Here is a 20552-nt window from a genome sequence, read left to right as displayed (position 1 = left end):
GTGAACAATTTCGCGCATGAGACGAAGACAGCGTGCATCAGGTTGCATAACGAGAACAGATGTGAACGGTTATCAGTTCTGCTTGGCGTCGATTGCATCCCACATGAGGCTCGCGACGTCAGCACCGCCGAACTTCTTCACTTCGCGGATGCCCGTCGGAGATGTGACGTTGATCTCGGTCATGTAATCGCCGATCACGTCGATGCCGACAAAGATGAAGCCGCGCTCGCGCAGAGCCGGCCCGATACGGGCGCAGATTTCCTTTTCGCGCGGCGTGATATCGGTCGCCTCGGCACGGCCGCCGACATGCATGTTGGAGCGGCTGTCGGTTTCCGAGGGCACGCGGTTGATCGCGCCGACCGGTTCGCCGTCAACGAGAAGAATGCGTTTGTCGCCCTTGCGCACTGCCGGAAGGTAGGCCTGCGCGATATAGGGCTCGCCGCGATACATCTGGCCGAACATTTCCAGAAGCGAGGTAAAGTTGCGATCATCGCGGGCGGAATGAAACACGCCGGCACCGCCATTGCCGTAAAGCGGCTTCAGGATGATGTCGCCGAGCTCATGGCGGAACTTGGCGATCTCCGCCGGGTCGCGGGAGATCAGTGTCGGCGGCATCAGGTCGGCGAACTCGGTAACGAAGATCTTTTCCGGCGAGTTGCGCACCCAGGCCGGGTCATTGACCACGAGCGTCTTCGGATGGATGCGCTCCAGAAGATGGGTGGATGTAATGTAGCCCATGTCGAAGGGCGGATCCTGGCGAAGCTGCACGACATCCATCGTCGACAGATCGGTCGGCTGCTTTTCCCCAAGGGTAAAGTGATCGCCCTTGATGTCGCGCACCTGCAGCGGCTCGAGAGCTGCAAAGATGCGTCCGTCGCGCATCGTCAGGCGGTCGGGCGTATAGTGGAACAGCTCGTAACCGCGCGATTGCGCTTCGAGCGCCATGGCGAATGTGGAATCGCCGGCAATGTTGATGCCGGAAATGTGGTCCATCTGAAATGCGACCTTGCGAATTTTCGCCATGACTTCAGCCCCCTAGGATTGGCCCGCCTGATGTAGGACGACGAACCCCGAAAGGCAACCTTGGCCCGGATAATCAGCAGAACCGACGATGGGGCCTGCGCTGCCAGAGGCCTAGAACGCATCCTGGAAATGGCGCGGAAACCTTCCCGGCAAGACGGCGATGATGTCGTATCGCTGCGATAACCCGGATACGTCCTTGCGTTTCTGCAGCCAGAGATCGCTCGCGGCCCGGATCCGTTTCTGAGATGCGAAGGAGACGGCGTCGAGCGCCTGCATCTCGGATCGTCTAGCCTTCACCTCGACAAAGACCACGAGATCGCGCTTGCGGGCGATGAGATCGATCTCGCCCAGTTTCGTGCGGTGGCGAAGGGCGAGGATGCGATAGCCTTTCAGCAGGAGATAGGCAGCAGCGACATATTCCGAGACATGGCCGCGGCGCTCTGCCTTGCGACGTCTGGCGCCGATCTCATCCCGTTGTGCCATCGCGATCCATCAGGTCCCGTTCTTCATGGCGATCAGGCGCTGATAGAGATCCTTGCGCGGCAGGCCGGTGATCCTTGCCGCTTCAGTCGCAGCCTTTGCGGTCGGATGCGTTTTGGAAAGGTCCTGCAGGATGGCATCGACCTCCACCTCGCCCGGCGCCTCTTCAGGTGCTGGAGGTTCGATCAGAAGGACGATCTCGCCCTTGACGTTGTGGCCGTCACCGTAATGGGCGGCAAGCTCGGCCAGCGTGCCCCGGCGAAACTCCTCGTAGGTCTTGGTGAGTTCCCGGCAGACGCAGGCAAGCCGGCTGCCGCCGAGCACATCGGCTGCAGAAACGAGCGTGTGGGCAATGCGATGGGGAGATTCAAACAGGATCAGCGTTGCCGGGATCTTTGAAAGTTCCGCAAGCCGGTCGCGGCGGGCTTTATCCTTGGAAGACAGAAAACCGACGAACAGGAAAGCATCCGACGGCATGCCGGAACCGACGAGGGCCGCAAGCGGGGCAGATGCGCCGGGGATGGGCACGACACGATAACCCGCATCGATCGCCATCTGGCCGAGCCGATAGCCGGGATCCGACACCAGCGGCGTGCCCGCATCGGAAACCAGCGCCACGGACTTGCCGGCTTCGAGTGCCGCAATCAGCTTCGGCCCGGCCTCGTTGGCATTGTGCTCATGATAGGAATAGGGGCGATTGACGATGCCGTAGCGATCGAGGAGCACGCGGGTGACCCTTGTGTCCTCGCAGGCGAGCACATCGGCGCCGGACAGGGTTTCGAGCGCGCGCAGCGTGATATCGCCGAGATTGCCGATCGGGGTTGCGACGAGATAGAGCGCCGGCTCGATGGGGCGGGAAGCGATAAACGTGTTGCCGACGCGATAGCCGCGCTGTCCCTTGACGGGTTCGGCGGCGATTTCGGTGGATTGCTCTGAAGATTGGTCGAGGGTCATCGCCTGTTATGGTCGAGGCCGCAGGCTTCGGCAAGCAGAGGCCGGCAGTGTTTTGCGCGTCCGGTTTCGCCGCGTTGCGTTTTCTGTGTGCAAGTGCGGTATGAACAAGCAATTCAAATGGCGCAGGGTCCGTTCTGCTCTTGCTTTCGCATCCGAATGTCTGCCATTTTGCCCGTCCACATGTTCCGGCTGCGCAATGGCCGGCAGAGAATATCAGGTGGTCCGCCAAGCCGGATCGCCACGGTCGAAAGCGATAGTGTCCATGCGTATTACTCTTGAGCGCTCCAATCTCTTGAAGTCGCTGAATCACGTGCACCGCGTCGTGGAACGGCGCAACACGATTCCGATCCTGTCCAACATCCTGCTGCGCGCGTCCGACGCGAGCCTGGACATGAAGGCGACTGACCTTGATCTGGAAGTGACGGAATCGACACCGGCCATGGTGGAACAGGCCGGCGCCACGACCGTGCCGGCGCATCTGCTTTATGAAATCGTCCGCAAGCTGCCGGACGGATCGGAAGTGCTGCTCGCCACCAGCGCCGACGGCGCAACCATGACCGTTCAGTCCGGCCGTTCGAAATTCTCGCTGCAGTGCCTGCCGGAAACGGACTTCCCGGATCTCACAGCCGGCAGCTTCAGCCATACGTTCAAGATGAAGGCGACCGATCTCAAGATGCTGATCGATCGCACCCAGTTTGCGATCTCGACAGAAGAGACCCGCTATTATCTGAACGGCATCTTCTTCCACACGATCGAGGCCGGTGGCGACCTGAAGCTGCGCGCCGTCGCAACCGACGGTCATCGTCTTGCCCGTGCAGACCTCAAGGCGCCTTCGGGCTCCGAAGGCATGCCCGGCATCATCGTGCCGCGCAAGACCGTGGGCGAGTTGCAGAAGCTGGTCGATGATCCGGAAGCCTTCGTGACGGTGGAAGTCTCGGACGCCAAGATCCGCCTTTCGATCGGCGGCATCGTCATGACCTCGAAGCTGATCGACGGCACATTCCCGGATTACCAGCGCGTCATCCCGACCGGCAACGACAAGGAAATGCGCGTCGACTGCCAGAGCTTCACCAAGGCCGTGGACCGCGTCTCGACGATTTCTTCCGAGCGCGGACGTGCCGTGAAGCTGTCGCTGTCCGAAGGGCAGCTGATGCTGACGGTCAACAATCCGGATTCCGGCAGCGCCACGGAAGAAGTGGCCGTCGGCTACGAATACGACGCGATGGAAATCGGCTTCAACGCCAAATACCTGCTCGATATCACCGCCCAGCTTTCCGGCGACGACGCGATCTTCATGCTGGCGGATGCGGGGTCACCGACGCTGGTTCGTGATACGGCGGGCGACGATGCGCTCTATGTGCTGATGCCGATGCGCGTATAGCATCTTACCAGGCGGCTCGGTTAACCCCAGCCGCCTTTTTTGTGCCGTATTCCGCTTGCGACATTTCATCTTGTGTTTGCGGCAAAACGGTTCACATTGGATGAAACTGGAGGGGACGACCTGATGGAACTGCGTTTGAAGGAACGGCTCGGCCGGAAGTTTGACGAGGAGATCCGTTTCTTCAAGGGATGGATCGACGGTCCAAAACAGGTCGGAGCCATCATCCCCACATCCTCAGTCACTGCCAAGCGGATGGCGAGCATCATCGACACAAGTTCTGGCCTGCCGGTTCTCGAGCTCGGACCAGGCACCGGCGTCATCACCAAGGCGATCCTGAAAACCGGCATCGAGCCTCAGAACCTTGTTTCGATCGAGTATTCGACCGATTTCTACCAGCATCTGATGAAGACATTCGAAGGCGTGCATTTCATCAATGGCGACGCGTTCGATCTGGATCGCACGCTCGACACGTTGAAACACCAGAAATTCGACTGCGTGATCTGCGCCATTCCGATGCTGAGCTTTCCGATGGAACGCCGCATCGAACTTCTGGAAGATCTTCTCGACCGGGTTCCTGCGGGTCGCCCTGTCATGCAGATCACCTACAGCCCGGTCTCGCCTATCATCGCCAAGCCCGAGCGCTACAAAATCAAGCACTACGACTTCGTGATGCGCAACATACCGCCGGCACAGCTGTGGACATATACGCGCGCTTAGCGTCCGGACCTTCTCCGACATGACATTTGGGATTTACATCACGCATCCGCAGGTCCGGATCGACCCCAACGTGCCGGTGCCGCAATGGGGCCTGTCCGACACGGGGCGCCAGCGTGCGCAACAGGCCACCAGATCCGACTGGGTATCCAAGCTCGGGCGGATCGTCTCGAGCGACGAAACCAAGGCGATCGAGACCGCCGACATCCTGGCGGCGGCCGCCGGTCTCAGGACAGAGATCATCGGTGAACTGCACGAAAACGATCGCTCGGCGACAGGCTTTCTGGCGCCGCCGGATTTCGAGGCGGCAGCCGACTGGTTTTTTGCCAACCCGACCGAAAGCTTCAAAGGCTGGGAGCGCGCAGTCGATGCGCAGGCGCGGATCGTGTCTGTGGTCGAATCCATTCTGGCGGGCCACGATCCCGCGGTGCCGATCGCCTTTGTCGGTCATGGCGGCGTCGGCACGCTTCTCAAATGTCATCTGAAACGAACGGCCATATCCCGCACGGAGGATCAGCCGAATGGCGGTGGCAATCTGTTTGCCTTCACCCTTGCGGATCGCGCCGTCACATGCGACTGGACCCCGATCGAAACATGGAAGGGAGACTGACAGACATGCAAGCGCGTGACAGGCTGATTGTGGGCCTTGATATCCCGACTGTGTCCGAAGCGGAAAAGATGGTGGCAACGCTTGGCGACACCGTCTCTTTCTACAAGATCGGCTACCAGCTGGCGTTTGCCGGCGGACTGGAATTTGCCCGCGAGCTTGCAGAGGATGGCAAGCAGATCTTTCTCGACATGAAACTCCTCGATATCGACAACACGGTCGCCAAGGGCGTCGAGAACATCGCCAAGATGGGCATGACCATGTTGACGCTGCATGCCTATCCGAAGGCAATGCGCGCCGCTGTCGAAGCCGCAAAGGGCTCCGATCTCCGCCTGCTCGGCGTCACCGTGCTGACCTCGATGGATGCGGCCGACATGACCGAAGCCGGCTATGCGCAGACACCGGGCGAGCTGGTGGCACGCCGCGCCGAACAGGCGCGTGCGGCCGGCATGGGCGGCATCGTCTGCTCGGCCGAGGAGTCAGCTGCCGTCCGGGCGATCGTCGGACCTGATATGGCGGTCGTTACCCCCGGCATTCGTCCGACCGGCTCCGATGCCGGCGACCAGAAACGTGTCGTGACACCGTTCGATGCGCTGAAGTCAGGCTCCAGCCATCTCGTTGTTGCCCGCCCGATCGTCCAGTCGGCCGACCCGAAGGCCTCGGCGCAGGCTATCCTTGCGGAGATGCGCGAGGCGCTCTGGCCTGCAAACGACGCCTGATCCGGATCAGCACCGGATCAGCGGTTGTCGGAGACGACATTGTTCATGTCGCTGTTGAGGACGAAGGTGGCGACGCCGCCCGACAGGCGGTTGCCGGTGACCCGGTTGTTCTGCGCGTAATCGAGCGGGCTGGCTCCGCTGCCAAACGACGCCGTTGGCCGTGTCATGCAATATTTGCGCACGCCTTGCCGGCTGCCGAGCCAGACCGCCGGCATGGCAAGCCAGTCCTTGTAGCGGAAGCTGTTGCCGGAGATGACGTTGCGTTGAGGCGCCTGGTGGCGGATCGTGCCGCCCTCGCCGCAATTGCGGTACAGAAACACGCCGCCCTTGACCGGGTTCACGAACGTGTTTTTCTCGATGAGATTTTCCGCAGATCCGTCGATGGCGATGATCTCGCGCTGGCTGGCTGATGTTTCGAACGTATTGCCGATGACGCGGTTTCTGGCCGATTCCGCGTCCAGATAAATCACGGCCGAAACGGTCTTGCCGGTAAAGCGCGAGTTTTCGACAATGACATTGGTCACGCCGGGCGCGATATAGACCGGCGTGCCGACATTGGCGATGAAGCGGTTTTGTGACAGCACGATATCGCTTGGCGCGATCGACTGCGCTCTTTGCGTATGTCCCGGCGTGAGTGAGGATTCCCTGACCTTCTCGGCCTCTCCGTTGTGACCGAGGCCTTCGATGCGGATATCACCCTTGATCGTGCAGTTGCGGATATGGATGTCGCGGGGCGTGTCCCAGGTGCCATCCTTGCGCTGAACCGAACGGATCACGATCGTGCGGGCCTTGGGCTTGGTGCCATCAAGCGTCGCGCCGTTGCAGTCCATCGTCGTCCCAGACGCGCGACTGCCGGAAAACGCGATCGGCACGGTGATGACGGCATTCTTCTGAAGGGTGAGATCGCAATCGATTTCGATCGGGCGCGTGGCCGCTTCGGCGGGCGAGCGGAGCTGTTCCAGCGTATCGGCGCTGCAGGATGCCGCGCTTGCCGTAGGCGCGCCAAGAAGCATGAACGGCACGAGATAAGGGAGCGCCCAATAGGCGTTGCGCGCTGCAATCCGGCCGCGTTGTCCGGTCTTTATCATGTTGACTCCCCGCCAGATTTGCTCGAATCGAATATGCCCAATCGAGGAGAGGTTATTATGGCAAAAGGTTACTGGATTGCTCGGGTCGATATTCGCGACGCCGAGCGATACAAGGACTACGTCGCTGCGGCAAAACCGGCGTTTGAGGAATACGGCGCCAATTTCCTTGCTCGTGGCGGCGCGATGAACGAACTGGAGGGCACGGCCCGCGGCCGCAATGTGGTGATCGAGTTCCCGTCGATGCAGGCTGCAGTCGATTGCTACAACTCGCCGGCATATCAGATCGCTGCTAAAATCCGCCAGGAAGCGGCCGATGCCGAAATGGTTGTGGTCGAGGGTGTCTGATATCGCTCGCTGACAGCGACAACCGGTTGCGGAAACACTTCCACCGTCGCACGGATTCGGCTAAACAGCATTCCATATTTCGTCGTCCCTTCTTCAGGCTCCCGGAGCTTATCATGACCATCAACAATCTACCGCCTCTCGTCACCGTCTTCGGGGGATCCGGCTTCGTCGGCAGACAGGTGGTTCGCACGCTTGCCAAGCGCGGCTACCGTGTTCGCGTCGCGGTGCGTCGCCCGGATCTTGCCGGCTTTCTTCTGCCCGCCGGCTATGTCGGCCAGATCTCGCTGGTGCAGGCGAACCTGCGCTACCGCGATTCCGTGCTGCGGGCCGTCGAAGGCTCCGCGCATGTGGTCAACTGCATCGGCATCCTGTTTGAAAGCGGCCGCAACACGTTCGACGGCGTCCAGGATATCGGCGTCAAGACCCTGGTCGAAGCCGTGAAGGCTGCCGGCGCGAAGCTGACCCATGTTTCGGCAATCGGTGCCGATATCAATTCCGCCTCGAGCTACGCACGCAGCAAGGGCCGCGCCGAAGCGACGATCCAGGCCGCACTTCCGGATGCGGTGATCCTGCGTCCTTCAGTGGTTTTCGGTGCTGACGACAGCTTCTTCAACCGGTTCGCCTCGATGGCACGGACGTTCCCGTTCCTACCGCTGATCGGTGGTGGCCATACGAAACTGCAGCCGGTCTTCGTGGAAGACGTGGCGGAAACCGTGGGACGCTCCGTCGACGGCTCCATTCCGTCCGGCAAGATCTACGAGCTGGGTGGCGGCGAAGTAATGACGATGCGCGACTGCATGGAAACGGTCATGCGTGTGACCGCCCGCAAGAAACCGCTTCTCTCGCTGCCTTTCGGCGTGGCCTCCATGATCGGCAGCGTTGCCTCGATGGTGCCCCTGATCACCCCGCCGATCACGGCGGACCAGGTGGAACTCCTGAAACGGGACAATGTGGTTTCGGACGCTGCGGAAAAAGAAGGCCGCACGCTTGCCGGTATCGGCATCACGCCGACGCTGGCTACCTCCGTTCTTGCGTCCTATCTCGTGCGCTACCGGCCGCAGGGCCAGTACACGGGCTCCGGCAAGGCCGCCTGATTTCAATATCCTAGATCCTTACCGGATCCTTGACGACGTGCTCTCCGGGGCGCGTCGTTTTTTTTGGGCGCAGGTGTCGAAAGCTCTGTGGCGCAAAGGTCGCAGTTATTGGCCGTCTTGCGTTAACGGGCAGTTTAGCAAAAACGTTTATTGAATATCAGCCACACGGCCCGTAGACCCACACACAGATATTTCCCTTCTGAAAGGCGCATTTGCATGGGCAAACCCATCGCCCTCTTTTTCGTATGTGCAGCACTTGTGATCCTTGCAGGATCGTTCATGGCTCCTGAAACCGGAGCCGCCGGCAAGCTCGATTGTGCGCCTGCTTATGGCGTCGATCCCTGCAGCACTGCATCCATCCGTTACTGAAGCAGTGATTGAACGACCCATATGAAAAAGGCGGCCGGTGGCCGCCTTTTCTGTTTTCAGCTTCCGGCCATCAGGCCCCGAGCAGCAGCGCGGTGAGGCCGATGGCGCCGACTGCGATCCGCCAGTAGGCGAAAGGCGCGTAGCCGCGGCTCGATATGAAATTGAGCAGCGAGCGCACGACAAACACTGCCGTCACGAAGGCTGCCAGAAAGCCGACCACGATCACGGCGCTGTCGTCGAAGGAGAGCAGCGCACGGTTCTTGACGAGATCGAGCGTGAAGGCGCCGACCATTGTCGGCATCGCGAGGAAGAACGAGAACTCCGCGGCCGAACGCTTGTCCGCGCCAAGCAGAAGCGCGCCGACGATGGTGGCGCCGGAGCGCGACGTACCTGGGATCATCGCGAGGCACTGGCAGAAGCCGATCTTGATCGCCAGCGACAGTGGATAATCCATCACGTCATGGTATTTCGGCTCGAACTTCATGCGATCAACGGCAAGCAGGATAAAGCCACCGACGATCAGCATGACGCAGATCAACATCGGCGTTTCGAACAGGACCGTCTTGATGAAATCATGCGCGATTGCGCCGATCACGGCGGCCGGGAGAAAACCCGCCAGGATGGTCAGAACGAAACGGCGCGACTGGACACTGGTCGGCAGCGAGACGGCGATCGAGATCAGCCTTTGCGCATAGACCAGAAGAATGGCCAGTATGGCGCCGAGCTGGATCAGGACCGCAAACGTATTCCCCGGAGAATTGAAACCGAGAAAATGGCCGGCGAGCAGCACGTGTGCGGTGGATGAAACGGGCAAAAATTCCGTGAGCCCCTCGATAATACCGAGTACGAGGGCGCTGATAATGGGCTGATCCACCATTCTTAGTCCTTTGCTATGCGATAGAGGTGGTTTTTAATCGTTTCTTAGCGGTTTGTGGCCCCTGCTTGTACTGGCCCTACCAAATCCATATAGCTGGCATATGTCAGGCGGGCGCCCGAAGCAGCCGCTTTCCTATACATTATAACTGAAGTTTTCTTATCGATGCCCACCCTGTATCATCATCAAATGTCGTCTTCCTCTCGCTTCGTCCGTCTGATCCTCGCCGAATACGGCTTCCAGACGGATCTTGTCGAGGAGCAGCCCTGGGAGAAGCGCCGCGAGTTTCTCACGCTCAACCCGGCGGCGACCCTGCCTGTCTATGTTGACGACAATATGCGCGTTCTGTGCGGTCCGTCGGTTCTGATGGAATTTCTCGACGAGACCCATGGCGTGCTGAAGCGCGACCGCCGGCTGCTTGCCGAAGACCCGTGGCAACGGGCTGAAATACGCCGGCTGACGGAATGGTTCCTGATCAAGATGGAGCAGGACGTGACCCGGCCGCTGACGCGCGAACGGGTCTACAAGCTGCAGATGACCGCGGCTCAGGGCGGCGGCGCACCTGATTCGAAAGTGCTGCGGACATCCCGCGCTAATATTCGCCAGCACATGAAATATCTTGCCTGGCTTGCCGGCTCGCGCCAGTGGCTGGCCGGCGAGCGTCTGAGCTATGCCGACCTTGCCGCCGCCGCCTCGATTTCCGTGCTCGATTATCTCGGCGAAATCGACTGGTCGGAAATTCCGATCGCCAAGGACTGGTACCAGCGGATCAAATCGCGCCCCTCCTTCCGTCCGCTGCTGTCCGAGCGCATTCGCGGCCTCACTCCGGTATCGCATTATGCGGACCTTGATTTCTGAGCCGGACCACGACCTGAGCCTCGAGAAGGTCGACTTTCGGGCCGACCGGCGTCGGCAGAAGCTGACCGCTTTCATTCGCGAGGAAGCCGCAGCCCAGGGCTTTGATCTCTGTCGCATCACAAGGCCCGACAGCATTCCGAAAGCACCGGAACGGCTGACGACTTTTTTATCCGACGAGCATCACGGCACGATGGACTGGATGGCGGAGACGCGCGAGCGTCGCGGCGATCCCAAGGCGCTCTGGTCCGAAGTCAGGTCGATCGTGATGTTTGCGATGAATTACGGGCCGGACGAGGATCCGCGCGGCATTCTGGAGAAGCCCGACAAGGCCGCGATTTCCGTCTATGCCCGCAACCGCGACTATCACGACGTGATCAAGGGTCGGTTGAAGGAGATCGCCACACGGTTTGCCGCCCGTGCCGGCGAGGATGTCAAAGTGTTCGTCGATACGGCACCGGTGATGGAAAAGCCGCTTGGCGAAGCCGCCGGTATCGGGTGGCAGGGCAAGCACACCAATCTGGTCAGCCGCACGCACGGGTCCTGGCTTTTTCTCGGCAGCCTGTTCACGACAGCGGATCTGGCCTTCGACGAGGCTGAGCGGGACTATTGCGGCTCCTGCCGCGCCTGTCTCGACGCCTGCCCGACGGCGGCGTTTCCGGCGCCCTACCGGCTGGATGCGCGGCGCTGCATCTCCTACCTGACGATAGAGCACAAGGGACCGATCGCGCCCGAATTCCGGCCGATGATCGGCAACCGTATCTATGGCTGCGACGATTGCCTGGCGGCATGCCCGTGGAACAAGTTCGCGGCCAGCGCGTCTGAAATGAAGCTGAAGGCGCGCGAGGACCTCAAGGAACCGTCGATCGCGTTTCTTCTGACGCTGGACGATCCGGCATTCCGGGCCTTTTTCAGCGGATCGCCGGTAAAGCGGATTGGCCGTGACCGTTTCGTGCGCAACGTGCTGATCGCCGCCGGCAATTCCGGTGACCGCGGCTTCATCGACCAGTGTCGCAGCCTGTCAGCGGATGCGTCCCCTGTCGTGCGCGGCATGGCGATCTGGGCGCTGAAGCGGCTGATGTCGCAAGGTGAGTTCGCTTTGTTTGCAGATGCGCGCGGGCCGGAGGATGACGCGGAGGTTAAAGACGAATGGACGATGGCAGGAGTGGTTTGATGCGGGTGATGATCTTCGGATGCGGCTATTCCGGCCAGGCGATTGCGGAGGCCTTCATGGCCGAAGGCGCTACGGTTTCCGGCACGGTTCGCAGCGAGGAGAAGGCCGTGGCTCTTCGCGCAAAGGGCATTCGGCCCTTCATCTTCGACGGCAGCGACTTCGATGGAGCGCTACCGGGTGAGATGGCCGAGGTGACGCATCTGGTTCAATCCATCCCACCCGGTCATGAAGGCGATCCGCTCCTGAAGCTGATCGACGGCAAGCTCTCGGCCTTGTTTCCGAAGCTCGAATGGATCGGCTATCTCTCGACCGTCGGTGTCTATGGTGACCATGGCGGTGACTGGGTGACCGAGGAGACGCCGGGAAGCCCCATTCTTGGGCGCTCAATCGAGCGCGTCGATACGGAGGATGCCTGGAGCGAGCAGGCGACCAGTGTCGGCGTGCCATGCGCAGTGCTGCGTCTTTCCGGCATCTACGGGCCCGGCCGCAATGCGTTCGTCAATCTCTCCCGCGGCAGCGCGCGACGCATCATCAAGAAGGGTCAGGTGTTCAACCGGATCCGGGTGGAGGATATCGGGGGCGCCTCGCTGTTTCTCGGGAGCCAGCGGATGGGTGGCCTCTATAATGTCACCGACGACGAGCCATGCCCGCCCCAGGACGTGATCGTCGAGGCTGCCCGGATGATGGGCGTCGAACCGCCGCCCGAACAGGATTTCGACACCGCCGACATGTCGCCGATGGCGAGGTCCTTCTATGGCGCCAACAAGCGCGTCTCGAATGAGAAGATCAGGGCCGCCGGCTTCCAATTCCGCTTTCCGAATTACCGCGTTTCGCTCTCGGAATTGTGGTCTTCCGACCGCTGGAGAGGATGAAATCTCCTCTACTCATCGGTGGGAATTTTCATCCTGAGCCATTATCCCGGTCATAAATTCTTAATGCCTGGGGCGCGGCGCCCCAAAACCGGTTCAAATAAGACAACAGACCGACTTTAAGAGAAAAAAATTTTGCCTGTTTTCGTGAACACGAGTCGTCCGTGGGGAACAGTGGAATGACGTTTCGCTTGGAGACTGATTCTAAAGCTTTTCTTCCGAAAAAGCTTAGCCGGGTGTATTAACAACATCGATCGCAATGTAATCACGAATGTTACAATGCGTAACACTCCGTGATAACGAATCCCACTTTTTCGCCATTTTTGGCCCCGCTTAAGCCGGCTGCACGCAACGTGCAGGGACAAACGGACGGGGACGACCGACTTGACAACAATTCGACGCTCGACACTCGCGGTTGCCATTGCTGCTTTTGCACTACTCGGCACCTCGCAGGCCAATGCTGCGCCCGGATGCGGCCATGCATCCTGGTATGCTCTTTCATCAAAGACCGCTTCCGGCGAGCGGATGAACGCCGCCAAGCTGACCGCCGCACATCGCTCGCTGCCCTTCGGCACCAGGGTTCTCGTGACCAACAAGCGCAACGGCAAAAGCGTCGTCGTGCGCATCAACGATCGCGGCCCGTTCATTCGCGGCCGGGTGATCGACGTTTCGAAAGCAGCAGCCAAGGATATCGGCATGGTCTCTTCGGGCACTGCGCAGGTCTGCTACCAGATCGTTGCCGACACCCGCGCTTCCAGCCAGAAGATCTCCGGCAAGGGTATCAAGGACGTCGACGGCTGAGGCACGAGAGCTTTGAACGCCTGACGTGCTGCACTTGCCCTTTCGACCGTTCGCGGTTACGACCCACCCCACACGGGTTCAACCGAGACGGAGAATGACATGCGACTGGGCGGACGAGTAGCCGGAGCAATCGACGTACTGGCGGATATCGAGGCACGCAGACGCCCCGTCGCCGACGCGCTGAAGGACTGGGGCCTCGCGCACCGCTTTGCCGGATCCGGCGACCGCGCCGCAATCGGAAACATCGTCTACGACGCATTGCGCATGCGGCTCAGCCACGCATTCATCATGGATGACGATAGTGCCGTCGCACTGGCCTATGCGGTTCTCCTTCGCCAGTGGGGATATTCTCCCGAAACGCTGGCTGCCGATTTTGCCGACGACCGTTTCGCGCCGCCGGTTTTGACCGAAGCGCATATCGCCGCCTTTTCCTCCCGCAAGCTGGAAGACGCGCCGCTTCACATCCAGGGCGATATCCCGGACTGGGTTCAGCCCTCCTTCGAAGCAAATTTCGGCGACGACTGGCTGGCTGAGGCAAAGGCACTTGCCACCCGACCGACGCTTGATCTGCGCGCCAACACGCTGAAGGCGTCGCGCGACAAGGTGGTCAAGGCGCTGGACCGCGCCGGTGCCAAGCCTGCGCGCATTGCCCGCAACGGCATCCGGATCGCTGCCGGCGAAGGTGCTTCCCGGCTTCCCAATATCACCGCCGAGCTTTCCTTCCAGAAGGGTTGGTTCGAGGTGCAGGATGAGGGCTCGCAGATCGTGGCCGAGCTCGTGCAGCCTGCCGAGAACCATCAGGTTCTGGACTATTGCGCCGGTGGTGGCGGCAAGACGCTGGCCATGTCGGCTGCGATGAACAACAAGGGCCAGGTTCACGCCTACGATACCGACCGCAAGCGGCTGGCGCCGATCATCGAGCGCCTGCGTCGGGCCGGCACCCGCAACGTCCAGGTTCACGACGATGCCCGCCAGCTCGAAGGTCTCAAGAATAAGCTCGATGCGGTTCTGGTCGATGCGCCCTGCACCGGCACCGGCACCTGGCGCCGTCGGCCCGACACGAAATGGCGGCTGACGCAGAAGAACCTCGACGAGCGCATCGCGCAGCAGCAGGACGCACTTTCCGAAGCATCCGCTTTCGTGAAGCCGGGCGGCGCGCTTCTCTATGTGACCTGTTCGATCCTGCCGGAAGAAAACGACCAGCAGGCTGTCCGTTTCTGTGAGGAGAACCCCGAATTCTCCATTGTACCGGCAGCCGACCAGTGGGCGAAGATTTTCGGAAGCGACGCGGCCACGCCTCGCTTGAAGGATGCAGCGACGGTTACGCTGTCTCCCGCAAGTACCGACACGGACGGATTCTTTTTCTGCCGCATGCAACGCAAGGTTTGAGCGCGCTAGCGTTGCGGCGTTACACTGAAAGTATTCTAAACTAGATCATTTGACACAAGTTTAGATTTGCGCGATGAGCCTTTGAGGCAGCCTCGTTTCAAACGACGCCGCAATGGAGAGGGACATGATCCGCAAATTTGCTTTCGGCGCCGCAGTGGCGCTTCTTGCCGCATCGACGACATTAACGGCAGCGCGCGCCGACACGAAGCCGGCCGCCGTACTCAAGCATTATTCCGAGCTGGCGCATGCCAAGTTCGAGGATTCGCTGATATCAGCGCAAAGCCTCGAAAAGGCCATCGACGGGCTGATTGCAAATCCGAGCGAGGAAACGCTGAAGGCGGCGAAAGCTGCCTGGATCGCGGCGCGTGTTCCCTACCAGCAGACCGAAGTCTATCGTTTCGGCAACTCTGCCGTTGACGACTGGGAAGGCAAGGTCAATGCCTGGCCGCTGGATGAAGGCCTTATCGATTATGTCGACCCCTCCTATGGCACGGAAAGCGACGAGAACGCTCTCTACACGGCGAACATCATTGCCAACCCCAAGATCAAGGTGAACGGCAAGACGCTCGACACGACCAAGATCACCACGAAGACGCTGCGCAGCCTGCATGAGGCCGGCGAGATCGAGGCGAATGTGGCGACCGGGTATCACGCAATCGAGTTTCTGCTGTGGGGCCAGGATACCAATGGCACCGGGCCTGGCGCCGGTGCGCGTCCCTACACGGATTACAGCAAGACCGAATGCACCAACGGCAATTGCGACCGTCGCGCCGCCTACCTGAAAGCTGCGACCGCATTGCTGGTTGCCGATCTGAAGGACATGGTTGTGGCGTGGGGCCCCAAGGGCAAGGCCGCCAGGACCGTCGAGGCCAATGGCAAGAAGGGACTGAGCGCCATCCTGACCGGCATGGGCTCACTCTCCTATGGCGAGCTTGCCGGCGAGCGGATGAAGCTTGGCCTGCTGCTGCACGATCCGGAAGAAGAGCATGACTGCTTCTCCGACAACACCTATGCCTCGCACCTGAACGACGCGATCGGCATCAAGTCGGCCTATACGGGAGAATATACCCGTATCGACGGCACCAAGATGACCGGCGCTTCGCTGTCAGATCTCGTCTTGGCCAAGGACAAGGCGCTGGACGACGAGATGAAGGGCAAGCTGGATGCGACGCTTGCGGCCATGAACGCGATGGCCGACCGTGCCCAGAAGGTCGAGGCCTATGACCAGATGATCGGCGAGAACAATGCCGACGGCAATGCGGTGGTCCAGAAGGCGATCGATGGGCTGATCGACCAGACCAAGACGATCGAGCGCGTCGTTGCGTCGCTCGATCTCGGCAAGGTGGATCTCGAAGGCTCCGACAGCCTGGACAATCCGGAAGCCGTATTTCAGTAAGCCGTTGAAGCGGTTGCCAAGCGATTGCGATGAAACACTTCACCTCATTCACCCCTCCCCGAACGCGGGAGGGGCATAACCACTCCCCGGGTTGTCCCCAGCACCCGCTGGACGATGGGCTCGCGCGCGGCTGCCTTTCCCCTCCCGGGAAAGATGCCGGGAGAAGCAGCGGATACTGGTTCCGACTTGTTTTGCCGGTCCTTTCCGGCGCTCTGTTTCTGATCCCGCTGATCGCAACCGGCGGCGACAGCATTTTTCCGACGTCGCGCACCGATCTCAACCCGAAAGACCAGAAGCGGGTGGCAAGCGTGACGCGTGCCACGACGGACTTCTCCAAGCCGGAGCAGTTCGAGCTGATGGCCGGCGGCGGGGCAACCACCAAGGCAAGCGTCAACGGGAATATCTTCTCGCACTTCTCCGCCAACATCACGTTCGAGGAAGAGCAGGACTTCAAGCTCGGCAATGCGCTGTTCACGAAGCTCTGGGTGTCTTCTCCCTCGTCGACCCAGGCTTCCGACGGGTTGGGGCCGCTGTTCAATGCGCGGGCCTGCCAGAGCTGCCACCTGAAGGACGGCCGCGGGCATCCGCCCGAAGGTGCCGCCGACGCGACATCGATGTTCCTGCGGCTGGCCCGCCCGGCCCGGACCGACGAAGAACGCGCGGTGATCGCCGATTATCGCAAGCTCAACTTTCCGGATGCGGTCTATGGCGAGCAGTTGCAGGATCTCGCCGTGCCCGGGCTGCAGGCCGAAGGCAGACTGCAGATTGCCTATCAGGACCTGCCGGTGAAACTTGCCGATGGCGAGGTGGTTACTCTGCGCAAGCCCAGCTATTCGGTTGCAGACCTGGAATTTGGCCCGATGGAGGGCGATGTCACGCTTTCGCCGCGCGTGGCTCCGCCCATGATCGGCATGGGCCTCATTCAGGCGATCCACGAGGCCGACCTGCTTGCCAACGCCGATCCTGACGACACCGACGGGAACGGTATTTCCGGAAAGGCCGCGCTGGTGCGCGACCACAAGAGCGGCGAGCTGAAGATCGGTCGTTTCGGCTTCAAGGCGCAGAACGCGTCCATCCGCGACCAGAGCTCATCGGCTTTCGTCGGCGATATCGGCATCTCGACGCCGGACGATCCGTTCGATCACGGCGACTGCCGGAAGGCGCAAAGCGACTGTCTGGCCCTGCCGACCGGTGTGCAGCCAAGGCTCGGTCCGGTGGAAGCGCCGGATCCGGTGCTGCCGCTCGTCACGTTCTACTCGGAGAACCTCGCCGTGCCGGCCCGACGCGATATCGGCGATGCCGGCGTGCTGAAGGGTAAGCAGCTGTTTTATCAGGCGGGCTGTGCTTCCTGCCACATGCCGAAATTCGTGACCCGCCGCGATGCGGGAAACAAGGCGCATGCATTCCAGCTGATCTGGCCCTATTCCGACTTCCTGCTCCACGACATGGGCGAAGGTCTTGCCGATGGCCAGCAGGTGGGCGTGGCGAACGGGCAGGAATGGCGCACCCAGCCGCTCTGGGGCATCGGCTTGACGCAGACCGTCAATGGGCACACGTTCTTCCTGCATGACGGGCGGGCGCGAAACCTGACCGAGGCAATTCTCTGGCATGGCGGCGAGGGAGAGAAGGCACGTGATGCCTTTGCATCGCTTTCCAAAGATGATCGCGCTTCTCTTCTCACCTTCCTGGAGTCACTCTGATGCGCAAGATCTTCGCGGCCGGCCTGGCTCTGCTGCTGTCCACAACGGCGCAGGCGCAGGATGCCGACAGCGTGCCGGCGGTCGAGCTTCCGGCAGCAGCCGTCACGAAAGTGATGACCGCGGCCGTCAACGGGTTTATCCGGCCGGGCTATGATGCCTTCGAGACGTCTGCGCAGGACGTGGCCGACAAGAGTGCTGCGCTCTGCAAGGCGCCTTCAGTCGCCAATCTCAACGTCGTCAAAACTGCATTCCGCGCGCTCGTCGTCAGCTGGGGGTCGATCGAGATCGTCCGCACTGGACCGATCATCGAGCAGAACCGGTTCGAGCGGGTGCTGTTTTATCCCGACCGCAAGAGCACCGGTCTGAAGCAGGTGCAGGCTGTGCTTGCCAAGAAGGACGAGACGGCGACGGACCCGACGACGCTTGCCTCCAAAAGCGTTGCAACACAGGGTCTCGGCGCACTCGAATATCTGCTCTACGGCACCAATGCCGATAGCGATCTTCTAGAGGCCGAGAATGCATTTCGCTGCCGATATGCCGCCGCAGCCGCGCAGAACGTTGCCAATGTCGCAAAGGAAGTGGCCGGTATCTGGGACGCGCCGGATGGCATCGCCAAGACGTGGGAACAGCCGGGACCCGACAATCCAGCCTTTCGCACAGGCGGCGAGGCGATAACCGCATTGCTCGGTATTCTGGTCCATGGCGCGGAGGCCGTGCGCGACCAGCGGATCGAGACATTCTACAAAGGTGCCGGCAAGGCGACGTTTCCGAAACAGGCGCTATTCTGGCGTTCGCAAAACACCTGGGACAGCCTGCACGGCAATCTTGATGGATTGTCAAAGCTGCTCGCCACGTCGGGCATGGTCGAGCTGCTGCAGGAAAAGGACCGACCGGTCGTCGCGGCAACGCAGGCCAGATTGCAGTCGATGATCGCCACGGCCCGCACCGTCATGCCCAATATCGAAGTGGCGGTCGAAAACCCCAGCGAACAGGCGAAGCTTCAATCGCTTCTCGACGGCGGCAAGGACGTGATCGCCAAGCTGAACGACGGTTATGGCGGCGCGATCGGGCTTTCCTCCGGCTTCTCGTTTGCAGACGGCGACTAGGCCATGAACTGGCGCGGCGAAACGATCGATCGACGCGGTTTCCTGAAGGCGGCAGGCGTTGCCTTTACCGCGGCCCTTCAACCGGGCTCGCTGATGGCGCTGGAACGGGCGGACGCGGTTTATGCCTCGGGTTTTCGTGCGCCCGATGGTTCGTTCGGCATTGCGACCGTGTCGGAGCGCGGCGAGATCATCGACCGTGTGGCCCTGCCCGCGCGGGCGCATGGCATGGCCTTCAGTGCTGCGACCGGTCGAACGATCGCGTTTGCCCGACGGCCCGGGACCTTCGCCATGGTGTTTGATACGGCACGCCGGGAAGAGCCTGTCATGATCACCGCTCCGGAGGGGCGACATTTCTACGGCCACGGGCATTTCTCGCCTGATGGTACCAGGCTCTACGCGAGCGAGAACGATTTCGACGGCAATCGCGGCTTGATCGGCGTCTATGATGGAAGCGACGGCTTCCGCCGCATCGGCGAATTCGATGCCCATGGTGTCGGCACCCACGACATGACCGTCTCCGACGACGGGTCGACGCTGGTCATTGCCAATGGCGGTATCGAGACGCATCCGGATTTCGGCCGCACCAAGCTCAATCTCGATCGTATGGAGCCATCGCTGGTGCTGCTGGATGCACGATCCGGCGCGCTGATCCAGAAACACCTGATGCCGCCGGCGCTATCGCAGCTTTCCACCCGGCATCTCGACATTGCCGATAGTGGCCGGATCTGGTTTGCCTGCCAGTGGGAAGGTGCGCGCAACGCATTGCCGCCGCTTGCCGGCCGGTTTTCGAAGGGCGAAGACATCGCATTCCTCGACCTGCCCGAACAGACCACGGTCCGGCTTGGCAACTATGTGGGCGCGATCGCCGTCAATCGTCGCGATGGGTTGGTCGGCCTGACATCGCCGGTTGGCGGTGCGGCGGTGACGCTGGATGCAAGGACCGGCAAGGTGATGAGGGAAGAGACGGTGCGGGAGGCTGCGGGCGTGGCACCGGCTGCGCACGGCATCGCGGTCTCGACCTATGACGGGCGTTTCAACGAGACCAAAAGCCGGATAGCCTGGGACCAGCACATCGTTCGCATCGGATGATCTTTCCGGCCGCTCAAACCGCTCTATCTGAGGGTACATGCGCAAACCTATTGTCTACGGTCTCTTCATCATCGCGTCGGTCGCCGTCGGCGTGATCAGCGGCGTCAGCAACATTCCCGGCGAATGGTACCAACAGCTGAACAAGCCGTTCTTCAATCCGCCGAACTGGATCTTCGGACCGGTCTGGACGGTTCTCTACGGCATGATCGGCGCAGCGCTTGCCTCTACCTGGTACGACCAGAACAACACTCGAAGGCTGGTCGTGTTTGCGGTGCAGGCCGTCTTGAACCTGCTCTGGTCTCCGGCCTTTTTCGGGATGCAGAACCCGGTTCTGGGCCTGACCATCATCGTGCCGATGCTCGCTTTCATCCTGCTGTTCATTGCGATGAGCTGGCGGCCGAACCGCACGGCCGCGCTGCTGTTCGTCCCCTATGCGCTGTGGGTCGCGTTTGCGACGATGCTCAATATTTCGATCGTCATGCTCAACTGACGAGCCGAGACCAAACCGGCTTGCCGATACCGGCC

At 61.0% G+C, this 20552-nt stretch carries 22 protein-coding genes; 17 read left to right on the top strand and 5 right to left on the bottom strand.

Features of this window, described 5'->3' with window-relative positions; all coding sequences use genetic code 11:
• Positions 1–72: 72 nt before the first annotated feature.
• The 3 genes from gshB to rsmI all read right to left on the bottom strand — a co-directional run bounded on the left by gshB (position 73) and on the right by rsmI (position 2457).
• Positions 73–1023 (bottom strand): glutathione synthase, encoded by a 951-nt coding sequence (gene gshB, locus ACQY1K_RS01290; RefSeq protein ID WP_062578789.1) that lies wholly within the window; start codon positions 1021–1023, stop codon positions 73–75.
• A 111-nt stretch (positions 1024–1134) separates the two neighbouring features.
• The gene (locus ACQY1K_RS01285) at positions 1135–1506 is read right to left on the bottom strand and encodes a YraN family protein (RefSeq protein ID WP_062454055.1); all 372 of its coding nucleotides are present in this window, start codon (positions 1504–1506) and stop codon (positions 1135–1137) included.
• Between the two features lie 9 nt (positions 1507–1515).
• Positions 1516–2457: a 16S rRNA (cytidine(1402)-2'-O)-methyltransferase gene (rsmI, locus tag ACQY1K_RS01280; protein ID WP_062578787.1), complete on the bottom strand. Its 942-nt coding sequence runs from the start codon at positions 2455–2457 to the stop codon at positions 1516–1518.
• 262 nt (positions 2458–2719) lie between these two features.
• Here rsmI and dnaN point away from each other — a divergent pair, with 262 nt between their 5' ends.
• From dnaN to pyrF, 4 genes are all read left to right on the top strand, one after another.
• Positions 2720–3838 carry a DNA polymerase III subunit beta gene (gene dnaN / locus ACQY1K_RS01275; RefSeq protein WP_092663804.1) on the top strand — a complete coding sequence of 373 codons (1119 nt, stop codon included), beginning with the start codon at positions 2720–2722 and terminating at the stop codon, positions 3836–3838.
• A gap of 123 nt (positions 3839–3961) precedes the next feature.
• Positions 3962–4555 (top strand): phospholipid N-methyltransferase PmtA, encoded by a 594-nt coding sequence (gene pmtA / locus ACQY1K_RS01270; protein ID WP_430258103.1) that lies wholly within the window; start codon positions 3962–3964, stop codon positions 4553–4555.
• 19 nt (positions 4556–4574) lie between these two features.
• Positions 4575–5162: a histidine phosphatase family protein gene (locus ACQY1K_RS01265; RefSeq protein WP_430258101.1), complete on the top strand. Its 588-nt coding sequence runs from the start codon at positions 4575–4577 to the stop codon at positions 5160–5162.
• A gap of 5 nt (positions 5163–5167) precedes the next feature.
• Positions 5168–5878, top strand: coding sequence for an orotidine-5'-phosphate decarboxylase (gene pyrF, locus ACQY1K_RS01260; protein ID WP_430258099.1), 711 nt, complete (start codon positions 5168–5170; stop codon positions 5876–5878).
• Between the two features lie 17 nt (positions 5879–5895).
• Here pyrF and ACQY1K_RS01255 read toward each other — a convergent pair whose 3' ends face one another.
• Positions 5896–6966, bottom strand: a complete 1071-nt coding sequence (locus ACQY1K_RS01255; protein WP_430258097.1) for a NosD domain-containing protein — start codon at positions 6964–6966, stop codon at positions 5896–5898.
• Positions 6967–7023: 57 nt separating this feature from the next.
• On the opposite strand from ACQY1K_RS01255, the gene ACQY1K_RS01250 reads away from it, so the two are divergent.
• From ACQY1K_RS01250 to ACQY1K_RS01240, 3 genes are all read left to right on the top strand, one after another.
• Positions 7024–7311, top strand: coding sequence for a DUF1330 domain-containing protein (locus tag ACQY1K_RS01250; RefSeq protein WP_430258095.1), 288 nt, complete (start codon positions 7024–7026; stop codon positions 7309–7311).
• A gap of 113 nt (positions 7312–7424) precedes the next feature.
• Positions 7425–8405, top strand: coding sequence for a complex I NDUFA9 subunit family protein (locus tag ACQY1K_RS01245; protein ID WP_325263860.1), 981 nt, complete (start codon positions 7425–7427; stop codon positions 8403–8405).
• Positions 8406–8621: 216 nt separating this feature from the next.
• Positions 8622–8774, top strand: a complete 153-nt coding sequence (locus tag ACQY1K_RS01240) for a hypothetical protein (RefSeq protein WP_092663810.1) — start codon at positions 8622–8624, stop codon at positions 8772–8774.
• A gap of 70 nt (positions 8775–8844) precedes the next feature.
• Here ACQY1K_RS01240 and ACQY1K_RS01235 read toward each other — a convergent pair whose 3' ends face one another.
• A complete protein-coding gene (locus ACQY1K_RS01235; protein ID WP_092663812.1) occupies positions 8845–9651 on the bottom strand; it encodes an undecaprenyl-diphosphate phosphatase in 807 nt (268 codons plus the stop codon).
• A 162-nt stretch (positions 9652–9813) separates the two neighbouring features.
• On the opposite strand from ACQY1K_RS01235, the gene ACQY1K_RS01230 reads away from it, so the two are divergent.
• From ACQY1K_RS01230 to ACQY1K_RS01185, 10 genes are all read left to right on the top strand, one after another.
• The gene (locus tag ACQY1K_RS01230; protein WP_062454065.1) at positions 9814–10506 is read left to right on the top strand and encodes a glutathione S-transferase family protein; all 693 of its coding nucleotides are present in this window, start codon (positions 9814–9816) and stop codon (positions 10504–10506) included.
• Positions 10499–11677 (top strand): tRNA epoxyqueuosine(34) reductase QueG, encoded by a 1179-nt coding sequence (queG, locus tag ACQY1K_RS01225; RefSeq protein ID WP_430258856.1) that lies wholly within the window; start codon positions 10499–10501, stop codon positions 11675–11677. The genes ACQY1K_RS01230 and queG overlap by 8 nt, the downstream gene beginning before the upstream one ends.
• Positions 11677–12549, top strand: coding sequence for an SDR family oxidoreductase (locus tag ACQY1K_RS01220; RefSeq protein ID WP_430258093.1), 873 nt, complete (start codon positions 11677–11679; stop codon positions 12547–12549). The genes queG and ACQY1K_RS01220 overlap by 1 nt, the downstream gene beginning before the upstream one ends.
• 381 nt (positions 12550–12930) lie before the next feature.
• A complete protein-coding gene (locus ACQY1K_RS01215) occupies positions 12931–13347 on the top strand; it encodes a septal ring lytic transglycosylase RlpA family protein (protein ID WP_430258092.1) in 417 nt (138 codons plus the stop codon).
• A 99-nt stretch (positions 13348–13446) separates the two neighbouring features.
• Positions 13447–14736 carry an RsmB/NOP family class I SAM-dependent RNA methyltransferase gene (locus ACQY1K_RS01210; RefSeq protein ID WP_430258090.1) on the top strand — a complete coding sequence of 430 codons (1290 nt, stop codon included), beginning with the start codon at positions 13447–13449 and terminating at the stop codon, positions 14734–14736.
• A gap of 124 nt (positions 14737–14860) precedes the next feature.
• On the top strand, positions 14861–16132 hold the full coding sequence (locus ACQY1K_RS01205; RefSeq protein ID WP_430258089.1) for an imelysin family protein: 1272 nt from the start codon (positions 14861–14863) through the stop codon (positions 16130–16132).
• Between the two features lie 212 nt (positions 16133–16344).
• A complete protein-coding gene (locus ACQY1K_RS01200; RefSeq protein ID WP_430258854.1) occupies positions 16345–17832 on the top strand; it encodes a di-heme oxidoredictase family protein in 1488 nt (495 codons plus the stop codon).
• Positions 17832–18938 (top strand): imelysin family protein, encoded by a 1107-nt coding sequence (locus tag ACQY1K_RS01195; protein ID WP_062454070.1) that lies wholly within the window; start codon positions 17832–17834, stop codon positions 18936–18938. The genes ACQY1K_RS01200 and ACQY1K_RS01195 overlap by 1 nt, the downstream gene beginning before the upstream one ends.
• Before the next feature lie 3 nt (positions 18939–18941).
• The gene (locus ACQY1K_RS01190) at positions 18942–20027 is read left to right on the top strand and encodes a DUF1513 domain-containing protein (RefSeq protein ID WP_430258088.1); all 1086 of its coding nucleotides are present in this window, start codon (positions 18942–18944) and stop codon (positions 20025–20027) included.
• Positions 20028–20064: 37 nt separating this feature from the next.
• Positions 20065–20517: a TspO/MBR family protein gene (locus ACQY1K_RS01185; protein WP_062454072.1), complete on the top strand. Its 453-nt coding sequence runs from the start codon at positions 20065–20067 to the stop codon at positions 20515–20517.
• Positions 20518–20552 lie beyond the last annotated feature (35 nt).

Origin of the sequence: Neorhizobium sp. IRS_2294 (assembly GCF_050500145.1) — a bacterium.
In the GTDB taxonomy this organism is placed as follows: domain Bacteria; phylum Pseudomonadota; class Alphaproteobacteria; order Rhizobiales; family Rhizobiaceae; genus Neorhizobium; species Neorhizobium soli.
The sequence above is the reverse complement of the archived record's forward strand: the minus strand, read 5'-3'. Positions and strand labels throughout refer to the sequence as shown.